The sequence below is a fragment of the Acidobacteriota bacterium genome, assembly GCA_026393675.1.
In the GTDB taxonomy this organism is placed as follows: domain Bacteria; phylum Acidobacteriota; class Vicinamibacteria; order Vicinamibacterales; family JAKQTR01; genus JBAXOX01.
Genome location: JAPKZQ010000008.1, coordinates 1 through 13,193, shown reverse-complemented (window position 1 = coordinate 13,193; position 13,193 = coordinate 1). Strand labels below are relative to the sequence as shown.

Below are 13,193 nucleotides of genomic sequence, written 5' to 3'. Positions count from 1 at the left end.
GCGCGTTTTGGTGGTTTGATTTCGTCATGCCGGCGAAAGCCCGCATCCAGACAGGTTCAGGGTAGTGCTGAAAAACCTCACAAACCTGCTGAAGTATCGGCAGCTCATCCAGAGCCTGGTGGCACGCGAGCTGAAAGCGCGCTACAGAGCGTCGGTGCTGGGCTTCTTCTGGTCGTTTATCAACCCCTTACTGCTGCTGCTCATCTATACGTTCGTGTTTTCGTACGTCCTGGTGTCGCGGCAACCGGATATGAACCCGTACCCGTTGTTCCTGTTCTGCGGCATTCTCCCGTGGACGTGGTTCTCCTCGTCTCTTCTGGAGTCTTCAAACGTCCTCATCGCTGGCGGGAACCTCATCAAGAAAGTCATGTTTCCGGCCGAAGTGCTCCCCATCGTCACCGTTCTGGCGAACATGGTGCACTTCCTGCTGGCGCTGCCGATCCTCGTCGTGTTCCTGATCTGCTACCAGGCGCCGCTGCAATGGTCGGAGGTCGTGTGGTTCCCCGTCGTCGTGCTGGTGCAGTTGATCCTGACGCTCGGACTCGCGCTCATCGTGTCGGCGCTCACCGTGCACTTTCGCGACTTCAAGGACGTCCTGTCGAACCTGATGACATTCTGGTTCTTCGCGACGCCCATCATCTACTCGATGAACGGCGCGCCGCCGATCATGAAGACGGTGCTGAATCTGAATCCGTTCACGCACCTGGCGGTCTCGTACCAGGAAATCCTGTTTTTTCCTGGGGATTTCGGCCACTGGAAGTGGTTGCTCGCGTTGGGCGCGGCGTCGGTGTTGTTGTTCTTTGTAGGCTACTTCATGTTTGATCGACTCAGGGATTCGTTCGCCGAAGAAGTATGAAACCCGCCATTGAGGTTGTCGACGTCCGGAAGACCTACCGGAAGTACTCGCGGCGCCGCCAGTTTGCGACGCTCAAGAGCGCGATTCTGTCCGGATCGATGGTCGGCGACCTGAATCCGGCCGAGACGTTCAACGCGCTCAATGGCGTGTCGTTTGAGGTGCCAGCCGGATCGACGTTTGGCATTGTTGGCCGCAACGGTTCCGGCAAGAGCACGATGCTGAAGCTCGTCGCCGGTATCACCAAGCCAACATCCGGCCGCGTGACCGTTGCAGGTCGCATTTCGGCGTTGATTGAGCTCGGGGCGGGGTTCCATCCCGAAATCTCCGGGCGCGAAAACGTCTTCATCAACGGCATCATGCTGGGCCTGTCGAAGCGGGAGATCACGCGTCGCTTCGACGAGATCGTCGAGTTCGCCGAGATGCAGGACTTCATCGACGCGCCGGTCAAGACGTATTCGTCCGGCATGTACGTCCGCCTGGGATTCGCCGTCGCGATTCACGTGGATCCGGACGTGCTGCTGGTCGACGAAGTGCTGGCGGTTGGAGACGAGGCGTTCTCGCACAAGTGCCTCGACAAGTTCGCGGAGTTCCGCCGCCGCGGCAAGACGATTCTCCTGGTGACACACCAGTTGACGCTGGTCGAGCGGTTCTGCGACATGGCGCTGTGGCTGGACGAAGGGCGGTCGCGCGGCATCGGCGACCCGAGACGCGTCGTGGCGGCATACATCACGGATGTCGACCGCCAGGAAGAGGTCCAGATCGCCGCCGCCGATGCGAAGGCGCAGGCGAGCGTGGCGACCGCCGCCGAAAAGGGGGCGGGTGACTCTCTGGGGGAAAAGGGGTTGGGTGACTTTTTTCCCGAGACAGAAACTGCACCGGCGCACGAAGTTGCCACCGAAGGTGGACACGACATATCCGGGCCGGACGCGCCAGATGATGGCGCATCCGAGAAGGAGTCACCTGAACACGCTGTTGGCGAGCCTGCCGGGCATCCAGACATGTTCCAGGCGGGCGAGGGCCGGTGGGGATCGCGCGAGGCGGAGATTACCGACGTGCAGCTTGTGGGCGAGGAGGGCCAGCCCGCGCACGTGTTCCAGGCCGGCGAGCGGGTCGACATCCGCATCAAGCTTCACGCGGCGCACCCGCTGACGGATTTCGTCGTCGGGATCGGCCTGTTCAACATGGACGGCGTCTGCTGCTTTGGCACCAACACCGATCATGAGAAGTTCGAGGCCGAGGGCCTCGAGGGCGAGGCCGAGATCAACTTCCGGATCGATGGACTCGACCTGGTGGCCGGCACCTACAAGCTCGACGTGGCGCTCCATCGGCACGACGGCTACCCCTACGACTATCACCGCCTGCTCTACAGCTTCCACGTCAAGTCCCGCGTGCAGGACGTCGGGATCTACCGGCCGCGCCACACATGGAGCTTCAGCGGCGGAGTGCGCTTCAACCCTCCGGTGACGAATGACACGCAGGAGCCATAGCCAGCAGCGGGCCACTCGGAGCCCACAGCGCCGCACCCAGAGGCCATGGCGCGGTCTCGCGATCTGGTTTGGGGCGTTTCTCGCTGTCGCGCTGGTTCTCTACGCCACCAGAACACCCATCCTCCAGTGGATTGGACGCGAACTGGTGCGCGCGGACGCGATGGAATCATCGGACGCCATCATCGTGCTCTCGGGAGGTGAAGGCGACCGGGAACTCGAAGCTGCGGATCTGTTTGCTGCCCACGCGGCGCCGCTGATTGTCCTGACCACGGAGCGCGACAGTGCAGCTCTTCCCGAACTTCTTCGGCGTAAGGTGAAAGTGGAGCGCGCCGTCGAACGCCAGCGGCGCTACCTCAAAGAACTCGGCGTACCGGAATCAGCCATCGTCGTCTTGGAAGATCAGGCCAAGTCCACCGTCGAAGAGGCGTCCATCGTCGCAGCGTGGATCAAGACGCGCCAAATCCGCCAAGTCATCATTGTGTCATCTTCGTTCCACACGCGCCGGGCTGGTTACATCTTCGAATGGATGTTGCGCGGAACCGGCGTTGTCGTCCGCATGCGGCCGGCGGCGCAGGACCGGTACAAGCCAGACACATGGTGGACCGACCGAAACACGCTACTGGCGGGTCTGGTTGAGTGGCAGAAGACGATCTACTACCGCCTGAGGTACTGGTAGGCAACGCCGGATCGAGACCAACCACATGCCAGTCATGACACAGGACGCAGCCGCGCGGTGGCGTGAGCAGCTAGGGCGCGAGCAGAAGCGCGTCGTCTTTACCAATGGCGTCTTCGACATCCTCCATCCGGGACACGTTCGCTACCTCGCGGAAGCTCGGCGCCACGGGGATGTGCTGATCGTGGCCATCAACTCCGACCGGTCCGTGCGCGCCATCAAGGGTCCGACACGCCCCGTCAATCCCGAGGCGGAGCGCGCCGAGGTTGTCGCCGCGCTGGCGTGTGTGGACGCGACTGTCGTATTTGATGAGGACACACCGCACGAGATCATCAGCCTGATTCAGCCCGACGTCCTCGTAAAGGGCGCCGACTGGGCCGCCGACCGGATTGTCGGCCGCGACATCGTCGAAGCCCGCGGCGGGGTGGTCATTCGCGTCAGCATCGAAGAAGGCCATTCGACAACCGCCATCGTCGACAAACTCCGCAATTAGCCTATTGACGGCATGCGCCTGCGACGACTCTGTTGAGCACGTCGCCGACGCGGACATCCTCGGCAAGGTCCAGGTGAGTGCCGCTTGGCGTCCAGACAATCAGGGGCACGTGGAGCGGATCCCCAGCGTGGCCACGTCTCGAGCCGTGGTCGGCGGTGATCACCACCGTTGTGGTGCGACCTGCCGCTGTCTGTTCCAGCGCGCCGAGCGTCGTGTTGAGCGCACGGTCCACTTCATCGAGTTGCCGCAAGTAGCGCTCGCGCGTTTGTTCGAAGGCCCGGAACGCCAGCGGACCCGTGTCCTGGAGCCAGGGGACATGCGGCACGTTGAAATGGACCCACCTGAACACCGGGCCAGCCGGCGGGGGTGCCGCCGCCAGGGCGGTGATGGCATCGAGTTCCGCCCGATGCAGTCGCGCTGCGAACGGTCGTTTGAGCAGACCCGTGGGCATCTGGTACGGCCAGATGTTCAGCACCGTCTCGACAGGCGCGGCCAGGCTGAACCCGTCATATGACGTAGCCGCGTTGTACATACTGTAGGACCGACAGCGCGTGGCGGCCTTCCCCAGAACCTCGCAGTACGGGAAGTACCAGCCCACGACCTCGGTTTCCATGCCGGCTGCCTGCGCCCCCTCAAACAATCCGGCCTTGTCGGTGCGCCGACTCTCCCCGTGCTTCGGCTCCGCCGAGACATAGACGGCGATCGAGGTGTTGGTCGAGTCGGTCGGCGCAAAGGCCCGATGGTAGACCCGCGCCGTCGACATTCTGTCCGCCAGACTGCTCAGCGTGACGCGGCCACCAGAAAATACCGCGTCGTAGGCGAGTTCATCAAACAGCAGCACGTAGACGTTGTTGCACCGGCCGCCCACTGTCGTCACACGGGTGAGACCCGCATCGACGACCGGCCGGGCGTCGCGAGAGGGCATTGGAAGAACCAGCAGCGCCTGAACACCGGGCACCAGGAGGATCAAACCAAACGGCAGAACCCCGCGAAGAGTCTTGACGAGGAGACGGGGCTTCAGGGGCCACAGGACAATCGCAATGATCAGCCCGATGGCGAGGCCGCCGATCGCCACGAGACGCACGGTATCTGTGCCCTCGCCCAGGACTGTCGCATTTCGACCGGTGATCGCGAGCAGCGACAGGATGCTTAGAGCGGACAGGATCAGAATCAAGACGGATTCGCGTCGCGGCCTTGGGTCCTGTCCGAACCAGGCCAGGCCGGCCGCGCCGATCATTGAACACACAGCCCACGCACAAGCCAGTTCGATCGTGTGCAGCGACGTCCACATCAGAAGAGGGGCGTCAATCGTCCCGGCCGCCGCAATGGGCATGAAGAAGGCGGTGGCGAGGCCTATCCCGCCCATCGCCGAGAGCGCGTGCCTGCGCATCAGCGAGCCTGGACCAGGTAGAGCACCCGCTCCGAAGAGGGAAGGGGCACGGTTTCAATCACGTTGAAGTGAGGAAGCACGGACGACTCGAACGCTGCGCGATCCAGGCCTGTCACATCGAACTTCGACGCCCATCCGCGCGGCACGGGATCAGTGTCCGGCACCAACTCAAACAGCACCGTCTTTCCCAGGCGCGTAAAGTGCGCAAGTTGGTGATCCAGCGGCACGCCTCCCGGGACTGCGAGGTGGTGCGCCAGTCCCAGGACGAGCAGAAGGGCTGCGGGTCCTCGGGCCGACAGGCTCAGGGTCTCCGCTTCTGCCCAACCACCCGGGCCCGTCGGGCGCAACAGATCCTGAACCAGCGGAAGGAATCTGGTATCGCCTCGCTCGCGAGCGCCGCGGTAGGCCTTCTCGACGCAGGACGACTCGGCATCAAACCCAACAGTAAAGGCGCCAGCGGCTGTGGCCTCGCGAGAGAAGTGACCCGCCGCCATCCCGAAGTCCCAGACGACGGCGGGTTTCAGTTGTGCCAGCACCCGGCGAACGATGGCGAACCGCGCGTTCCACGCCGCTTCGGAGTAGGTCGGCCGCGCGTCGCCGTACCGAGACCATTGCGTGTCCGGCGGAGTCCAAGAGAGCCTCTCAATGCCGCGCCGAAGACTGTCGATGATCAGGGATTGTCGACCAAGGGTTCGCCCGATCGACGCAGCCGAAGCCACCTCCGACCCATTCACTCGATCGTCCACGACGCCGAGCCTCTCGTATGCCCCGCTTCCCTTCCCATCGGCTCGCCTGAGCGGTGTGAGGCGGTTGTTCCCATGCGCGTTGGCGCGAGCGTGCAAGTGCAGGTGCCACAGGGCTAACGGCCGCAACCACGAACGCCGAGGCAGTAGCCGAGCGGCCACCGCCAACGGGATGCCGTCCGTTTCGACCGCCGACCACCTCAGCGCGCGATCGGTCCCGTAGGTCGCGAGCAGCAGCGGCGCGACGAAATGCTTGCAGAATTGGAAATACGCGGGCCACGCGGCGGTGTCCTCGCGCACAAACGAGAGCGTGTCGATCAGGACGGGCCGCCCGTGATGGAATTGCACGTTGGCTGTCGGCGCGTCCTTCAAGATCATGCCGTGAGCAAGAGCCTCCATCTGGGCTTCCAGCACTGTCGACGCGGCATCCTTGAGTTGGGAGAACGACCACTCGGGCACGTAACTGATGAAAGGAATCCGTTCGGGCCGGAGGACTTTCCACGATCCCAGCCGGTCCTGTCCTTCAGACGGAACTTCTTCATGGGGAATCAGCAGACCTCGACCCACCAATCTATCGTAAAGGCCTGAACTGATGAGGTGCTCGTAGTCCCGCCGACCCGACTCGAAGACCGTGCGAAGCAGGAGATCGCCAGCCAGGAACACCCGTCCAGCAGGGTCTCGGAATGAAGATGGCAGTTTCTGCACCGGGCTCAAGGCTTTGACTTCGGCTCGAAATTCCCAGTGGCCTTGCGATCCGACCATCGTCGTCCGGCGAAATGGTCGCCAAGCCAGTGCCAACCGCGTCTTAACGCAAACCCGACCGCCAGCGCACCAGCGAGCAGCACTTGGTACGCCATACTGCTGGACCCCGGGTCAATATAGGCCCACGCCAGACCCGGCACAGCTACTACCAGCAAAACGGCGATAGCGAGTAACACAACCATGCGCATCGTACGACTTAGACAGACTCCGATGCGGAAAGGTTAACACGTAGTTCCGCTGCGCCAATGGCAACGGATTAAATGTTGTGCAATCTCGGGCACGGTCTCCTGATTTGGAGACTGACGCAAATACTCTGTATCAAAGACGCGACACTGTGCGGCGACTACTTCTTCTCACCGTCGGAAGCCGGCATCAGACAGAGATCGCGACGACGCATCTGCAGTACACTGACTGAACGCCGCAGGCGTCACTGCGGGCATTGTGGTTGCAACCGGTTTCAAAGCCCGTTCTGGCGGCCTTGGCACGCCGGAGCCCCACGCGAAGGCGGCCGAAAAGCGGGCCGCTGACGCAGGTTTTGAAACCGTCTCCAGTCATTTCAACGAATGCCGTCACTGAAGCTTCAAGAGTTGCTGCGGGGCGTACTTGTGCGCGCCGGTTTCGCCTTGTCGGCGAAAGCGCCCACCACGACCGGAGTCGCAGCGACCCCCCGCGAGATTAGCGGACTCTCCGCGGCCGCCAAGTCGCTGTGGATGGCTGGGGCGGCCACCCGGGATCCGCGAAACGAAGTCGTCATCGTCATCGTCCCAGCCGATCGCGATGTTGATCAGGCCGTCGCCGACATCCGTTTCTTCCTTGGTGGTCTTGAGGGCAGCTCAGTCGACGAACTCGATCGCGTCGTTCTGCCGTTCCCCTCGCAAGAGGTCGACCCATACCGCGGGCTGGCACCACACTTCCGTATCGCGTCGGCCCGCGCCCGCGCGCTGTACGCGCTCGCCACCGGCGAAGCCCGGGTTGTCGTCGCATCCGCAACGGCGCTCCTGCCTCGCGTCAGTACCCCGGCGGTGCTCACCAACCTCGCCCTCGATCTGCAGGCCGGCAACGACATCGACACCACAGAACTGGCGATCACGCTGGTTGAGGCCGGCTTTACGCGAACCGATCCGGTCGACGAGCACGGCGAGTTCTGCATCCGTGGCGGCGTGATCGACATCTTCCCGGCCGGAGACGACCAGCCGGCGCGCATCGAACTCATCGGAGACACTGTCGAAACCATCCGACGCTACGACCCGGGCACACAACGCTCGGTTGGCGAGATCGACCGCCTCCGCGTGGTTCCGCTCCGCGAGCGTCCCGACGCAGGTCCCGAGAACCAGGACTCGCACCTCAACCTGGTCCCGTTCTTCGACTATCTAAGTCCTTCGACGCACAAATCCGGCAACGAATTTGTGCCTTCGGGACTTAGTGCTGAGCGAGCCGCTGCGGGCCATGCGATCGAAAGTGCTAGTCGCCCGCACTCGCGAGTCGAAGCACTGAACCCCGTCAAGCGCCCGGTCTTTCTTGTTTCAGAGCGAGATGAAATTCGCGACCGCATCGAGCGGTGGCTCGCACAGGTGTCCGAGAGTTACAGCCAGACGAACAACGCGCCAGCCCCCGAACAACTACTGATTTCCTTGTCGGAAGTCGATTCGCATCTGGCTAGCGCAACGCACCTGGCCGAACTTGGTCTCGAAGCTGTGACCGCGGAAGACAAAGCGACTCACATCCCGTGTCAGCCGGCCCTCTCGTTTTCCGGGCGTCTCGCCGATTGGATTGCCGAGATCCGCACCGCCCGCGAACGCGGCGACACGGTGCTGTTTGTGGCTGCCACCCCAGGACGCGCCGAACGCATCGTTGAGGTGCTCGCGGACTACGAGTTGCGCGCCGCGCAAATTGATCACGCCGAAGACACGTTTGCCGCAACCGTTCTCGTCACGACGGGCGTGCTGTCTCGCGGCTTCCGTCTGCCGGCCGCCAACCTGCAGATCTACGCCGAGACGGATCTCTTCGAGGAGGAGCACCACGCTCAGGAGCGGGCCCGCCGGTCCGCGACAAAGGCGTTTCTCTCCGACCTTCGCGACCTCAAGGTCGGCGACCTTGTCGTCCATGTCGACAACGGCATCGGCGAGTTCGTGGGCCTCAAGCAACTGAACGTCAGTTCCGGATTCGCCAGCGCGGGAACCGCCGCGGCCGCAGGCGCCGAGGAGTACCTCGAGCTTCGCTATGGGGGCGATGACAAGCTATTCGTGCCGGTGTCGCGCCTGGACCTGATTCAGAAGTTCACGGGCGGATCTCGCCCATCGCTCGATCGCCTCGGCGGAACGAGCTGGGAAAAAGCCAAGACGCGCGTCAAGAAGGCCATGCGCGATATGGCCGAGGAACTGCTCAAGCTCTACGCCTCGCGCAAGGCCATCACCGGCCATCTCTTCAGTCCCGACACGCACTGGCAGGAGGAATTCGAGGGCGCGTTTCCCTACGTCCTGACGCCGGACCAGCAGTCCGCCATCGAGGACATCAAACGCGACATGGAATCGCCGACGCCCATGGATCGCCTCCTATGCGGCGATGTCGGTTACGGCAAGACCGAAGTGGCGATGCGTGCGGCGTTCAAGGCCGTGATGGACGGCAAACAGGTCGCGTTTCTCGCGCCCACCACAGTGCTCGCGTTCCAGCACGTCAGGACGCTCGGCGAACGATTCGGCGGATTCCCGATCCGCATCGACATGGTCAGCCGTTTTCGGACGAAACAGGAACAGAAAGCGACGCTCACCGATCTCGCCGAAGGCAAGGTCGACATCATTGTCGGTACGCACCGGCTGTTATCAAAGGACGTCGTCTTCAAGGATCTGGGTCTTCTGGTCGTAGACGAGGAACAGCGCTTTGGCGTGGCGCACAAGGAGAAGATCAAGCAACTCCGCAAGCGTGTGGATGTGCTGACGATGACCGCAACGCCCATCCCGCGCACGCTGAACATGTCGCTCGTGGGCATTCGCGACATGTCCATCATTGAGACGCCGCCCAAAGATCGCCTCGCCATTCAGACCAATGTCGTCAAGTTCGACCAGCACGTGATTGCCCGGGCCATTCGCAGCGAATTGGCGCGCGGCGGCCAGGTCTATTTCGTCCACAACCGCGTGGAGTCGATCTTCTCGATTGGCAATCTGCTCACGCGACTCGTGCCCGAAGCCAGGGTCGTCGTCGCTCACGGCCAGATGGGCGAGCACGCACTCGAAAAGGCGATGATCGACTTCGTCGCCAGACGCTTCGACATTCTGCTCGCGACGACCATTGTCGAAAACGGCCTCGACATCCCAAACGTCAACACCATCATCATCAACCGCGCCGACCGCTATGGCCTGTCGCAGCTCTACCAGTTGCGGGGCCGTGTCGGTCGATCGGATCGCGCCGCGTACGCGTATCTGCTGATTCCGCCCGAGATGTCGCTCTCGCCGGTAGCCAAGAAGCGGTTGGCGGCGATACGCGAGTTCAGCGACCTGGGCAGCGGCTTTCGCGTGGCGGCCCTCGATCTGGAGATTCGCGGCGCGGGCAACCTGCTGGGCGGCGAGCAGAGCGGTCACATCGAGGCCGTGGGCTTCGAGATGTACATGAAGTTGCTCGAACAGGCCGTGCGCGAACTCAAGGGCGAGGAGATTGATGACGATGTGCGCGCGACGGTGAATCTGGGGATCGATATCCGAATCGAAGCGAGCTATGTGCCCGACATGGCTCAGCGACTGGTCGTGTATCGCAAGGTGGCTGCCGCGCGAAGCGAACAGGAGGTCGACGAGATCCTGGACGAGGTTCGTGACCGCTACGGACCGTTGCCCGAATCGATGCTGAACCTCGGAGAGTACGGCCGCATTCGGGTGATGGCGGATCGACTGGGATTGGAGTCGGTCGACAGGCACGGCGAGCACGTGGTCCTCAAGTTCCGCGAAAACGCCGGGTCGCGCGCGCCTGATCCCCAGCGCGTTCTCGGTCTTATGACGCGTCGTCCGGATCTCACGCTGCTGCCGCCATCGTCTCTCCGCCTCAGTTTGCTGGGGGATGCGCGTGCGTCGGCCGGCCGACTGGCGCATGGCGAACGGGGCGTCCAACCACGCGCGGGCATCTCGGCTTCAAAGTCCCTTGCTCATCACCCGGACCGCGGCGGCAGACTGCCTGGGCGGGAAGAGGGTCAGCGGCGGGGACCAGCGGAGGGCAGGAGTCCAACCGCCTCGTGGTGGACCGCCCGGGCGACAGCAGGATCGGTTGAGTCGGGGTTCTCGAAGCAGGAAATTCTGAAGCCGCCGAGCGAACAGCCGCGCGCCGAGGGCGGCGTTTTCGACCGCGTGGGCGGCCTCTTGAAGCAGTTGTTGCCGTAGCCGGCGGCCACGCGAACGTCCTGATCGTCTTACCTGACGGTAGTGGGACATGGGCACCCGTGGCGCGTTAGTCCGCAGGGCGTCCCCGCTCACGCAAGCCGGCAAAACGCGCCTTGCCGGGACGTGTCGCCGACCTGACGGTCGCGCTATTCGCGCCGCTCGTCTTGGCCCTTTCGGCACGTTTTGCAGACTTCGCTGTCGGCTTGGTTCGAGGGGCCGCCTTGCGGACCAACGCACCACGGCCAAGCGGAAGCGACGCCGGTGGTGAGAAAGCGGGAACTCCGAATCCCGAACCCCGACGCCCGAACCCCGTCGGAATTGGTAAGATAGAAGGATGCTCATGAGCAAGTTGCAGGTCCTCGTCCTTGGCGCCGCTTTCGCTGTTCTTCCGTTCGTCGCGCAGGCGCAGACAGCACCCCCCCAGCCCCCGGCGCAGCCGCCCGCGCAGGCGCCGCAGGTCCCGGCCACCCCAGCAGTCGCGCCGGCGTTGCCGAGCATGCTGCTCGAGCAGATCCTCGTCAAAGTGAATGGCGACATCATCACGAAGACCGATCTCGAGGCGCGGCAGATCGATGAGCTCCGCCGTCGCGGCCAGCCACTCAACGACGATCAACTGAAGAAGGCCATCGCCGAGTTGACGCCCGACATCCTCGTTGCTGCCGTCGACGAATTGTTGCTGATGCAGCGCGGCAAGGAACTCGGCTACAAGGTGACCGAGGACCAGTACAAGCGCGTGCTCGACAACATCCGCAAGGAGAACAAGCTCGAGTCGGACGAGGCCTTCGGGGCGGCCCTCAAACAGGAAGGGCTCGACATGTCGGTGCTGCGCAAGAACCTCGAGCGGCAGCTCATCATCAACCAGGTGCAGCAGGTTGAGGTGATGGGCAAGCTCGGTTTGACCGAAGAGGAAGCCCGGCGCTACTACGACGAGCACAAGAGTGACTTCACGACGCCGGCGGCGATCACGCTTCGCGAACTTGTTGTGAACGTGCCCACTGATGGCAAGAACGTCAACGTCGCCAGAGATGAGGAAACCAAGCGAAAGGCCGAAGGCGTGCTCGCGCGCCTGAAGGCGGGCGAGGCCTTCGAGAAGCTCGTCGCAGAGTTGTCCGATTCGCCGTCCAAGGCGAACGGCGGCCTGGTGGGGCCGATCCAGCCGGAGGAACTGGCGCCAGACATCAAGAAACTGGTTGATCCGCTCAAGCCTGGCCAGACCACAGCCGTATATCGCACGCCGAAAGGTTACGGCATTCTGAAACTTGAGACGGCGACCAAGGCCGATGTCAAGCCGTTCGAGCAGGCGCGCGAAGAGGTGGGCAACAAGGTCTACGACGCGAAACGGCGGGCCGAATTCGACAAGTACATCCGGAGACTCCGCAGCGAAGGCATCATTGAGTGGAAGAACGAGGAGATGCAGAAGCTGTGGATCGCGAAGACCTCCGCGCCACCCACGGAGCCGAAGAACCCGGGCGTGTGAAACCCTGAGCTCGCTTGAGTTGGGAACGCAGTCAGCGCTGGTTGCTGGATTCGCGGCACTGGAGAAAGCCACGTTGTGCTCAACTCAACTGAGCCGAAGGGTAGACCATGTCTGTAAGCGAGGACACCGGCGCGATCGACATTCTGATTCCCGAGTTCGTCGTCGCCGACCAATCCCCGTGGTACGCCATCTGGACGCGAAGCCGCGCGGAAAAATCCGTCGTCGAGCAGTTGGAGCGGAAGCGGATCGAGGTGTTTCTTCCGACGATCCAGCGGTGGAGCCGTTGGAAGGACCGCAAGAAGAAGATCGACTGGCCGCTGTTTCCTGGCTATTGCTTCGCGCGCTTTGACCCGCGCGTAGCGCTCGATGTGCGCAAGTGCGTGGGCGTCGCGACGATCATCTCGTTTGACGGTACACTGGCGCCGATTCCCCACGCCGAGATTGAGGCCATCCAGCGCGTCGTCTCGTCCGAGCTGCAGTTTGATGCATGTCCGCTCCTGCACGAGGGCGACATGGTCGAGGTCATCCACGGTCCCCTCACGGGTGTGACTGGGCGGCTGATTCACAAAGGACCCAAGACCCTGCTCCTGGTCGCGATCACGATGATCAATCGTGGCGTCGAGGTTCGCCTCGACGCCGCCGACGTGCGGAAGTACTAAGAGTCGGTCCGGCGGGGAGCCGGCGGGCGAGCGGATTCCGGAGCGGCCCCTCGAACCAAGCCGACAGCGAAGTCCTGAGCGAAGTCGAAGGGCGTCAGTTTGCAAAACGTGCCGGTAGGGCCAGGACAGGGTCTGGGCGAGGGTCCCACATCGTAAGGTCGGCGACTTTTCCCGACAAGGCGCGTTTTGGTGCGCCGTGAAGCGGCGTGTTCCTCGTGGGATGAAAGGAGCCCACCCCTATGAACCGCTGAGCAGTAGGGTAGCGCGGTCCCCTGCGTGAGGTCGTGAGACC

9 protein-coding genes are annotated in these 13,193 nt (G+C 63.0%); 7 read left to right on the top strand and 2 right to left on the bottom strand.

The genetic code is table 11. From position 1 onward, the window contains the following. The first annotated feature begins 64 nt into the window (after nt 1-64). The 4 genes from NT151_03340 to rfaE2 are packed head-to-tail and all read left to right on the top strand — an operon-like array spanning nt 65 to nt 3,509. Nucleotides 65-856: an ABC transporter permease gene (locus NT151_03340; GenBank protein ID MCX6537961.1), complete on the top strand. Its 792-nt coding sequence runs from the start codon at nt 65-67 to the stop codon at nt 854-856. Next, nucleotides 853-2,343 (top strand): ABC transporter ATP-binding protein, encoded by a 1,491-nt coding sequence (locus NT151_03335; protein MCX6537960.1) that lies wholly within the window; start codon nt 853-855, stop codon nt 2,341-2,343. The genes NT151_03340 and NT151_03335 overlap by 4 nt, the downstream gene beginning before the upstream one ends. After that, nucleotides 2,324-3,019 (top strand): YdcF family protein, encoded by a 696-nt coding sequence (locus NT151_03330; protein ID MCX6537959.1) that lies wholly within the window; start codon nt 2,324-2,326, stop codon nt 3,017-3,019. The genes NT151_03335 and NT151_03330 overlap by 20 nt, the downstream gene beginning before the upstream one ends. 25 nt (nt 3,020-3,044) lie before the next feature. Next, the gene (gene rfaE2, locus NT151_03325; GenBank protein MCX6537958.1) at nt 3,045-3,509 is read left to right on the top strand and encodes a D-glycero-beta-D-manno-heptose 1-phosphate adenylyltransferase; all 465 of its coding nucleotides are present in this window, start codon (nt 3,045-3,047) and stop codon (nt 3,507-3,509) included. Nucleotide 3,510: 1 nt separating this feature from the next. Here rfaE2 and NT151_03320 read toward each other — a convergent pair whose 3' ends face one another. Both NT151_03320 and NT151_03315 read right to left on the bottom strand, forming a co-directional pair. Continuing rightward, on the bottom strand, nt 3,511-4,899 hold the full coding sequence (locus NT151_03320) for a sulfatase-like hydrolase/transferase (GenBank protein ID MCX6537957.1): 1,389 nt from the start codon (nt 4,897-4,899) through the stop codon (nt 3,511-3,513). Beyond that, on the bottom strand, nt 4,899-6,209 hold the full coding sequence (locus tag NT151_03315) for an SAM-dependent methyltransferase (protein ID MCX6537956.1): 1,311 nt from the start codon (nt 6,207-6,209) through the stop codon (nt 4,899-4,901). Before NT151_03315 ends, NT151_03320 begins: the two co-directional genes overlap by 1 nt. A 758-nt stretch (nt 6,210-6,967) precedes the next feature. On the opposite strand from NT151_03315, the gene mfd reads away from it, so the two are divergent. The 3 genes from mfd (at nt 6,968) to NT151_03300 (ending at nt 12,901) form a co-directional block, all read left to right on the top strand. Beyond that, nucleotides 6,968-10,765 carry a transcription-repair coupling factor gene (mfd, locus tag NT151_03310; GenBank protein ID MCX6537955.1) on the top strand — a complete coding sequence of 1,266 codons (3,798 nt, stop codon included), beginning with the start codon at nt 6,968-6,970 and terminating at the stop codon, nt 10,763-10,765. A gap of 340 nt (nt 10,766-11,105) precedes the next feature. Beyond that, nucleotides 11,106-12,242, top strand: coding sequence for a peptidyl-prolyl cis-trans isomerase (locus tag NT151_03305; GenBank protein MCX6537954.1), 1,137 nt, complete (start codon nt 11,106-11,108; stop codon nt 12,240-12,242). Between the two features lie 107 nt (nt 12,243-12,349). Further along, nucleotides 12,350-12,901, top strand: coding sequence for a UpxY family transcription antiterminator (locus NT151_03300; GenBank protein MCX6537953.1), 552 nt, complete (start codon nt 12,350-12,352; stop codon nt 12,899-12,901). Nucleotides 12,902-13,193 lie beyond the last annotated feature (292 nt).

What these genes read in the sequence shown, in the direction of transcription:
- NT151_03335 (MCX6537960.1), top strand. Translation starts at nt 853, where the DNA reads ATGAAACCCGCCATTGAGGTTGTCGACGTCCGGAAGACCTACCGGAAG.
- NT151_03330 (MCX6537959.1), top strand. Translation starts at nt 2,324, where the DNA reads ATGACACGCAGGAGCCATAGCCAGCAGCGGGCCACTCGGAGCCCACAG.
- rfaE2 (MCX6537958.1), top strand. Translation starts at nt 3,045, where the DNA reads ATGCCAGTCATGACACAGGACGCAGCCGCGCGGTGGCGTGAGCAGCTA.
- NT151_03320 (MCX6537957.1), bottom strand. Translation starts at nt 4,899, where the DNA reads ATGCGCAGGCACGCGCTCTCGGCGATGGGCGGGATAGGCCTCGCCACC.
- mfd (MCX6537955.1), top strand. Translation starts at nt 6,968, where the DNA reads ATGCCGTCACTGAAGCTTCAAGAGTTGCTGCGGGGCGTACTTGTGCGC.
- NT151_03305 (MCX6537954.1), top strand. Translation starts at nt 11,106, where the DNA reads ATGAGCAAGTTGCAGGTCCTCGTCCTTGGCGCCGCTTTCGCTGTTCTT.
- NT151_03300 (MCX6537953.1), top strand. Translation starts at nt 12,350, where the DNA reads ATGTCTGTAAGCGAGGACACCGGCGCGATCGACATTCTGATTCCCGAG.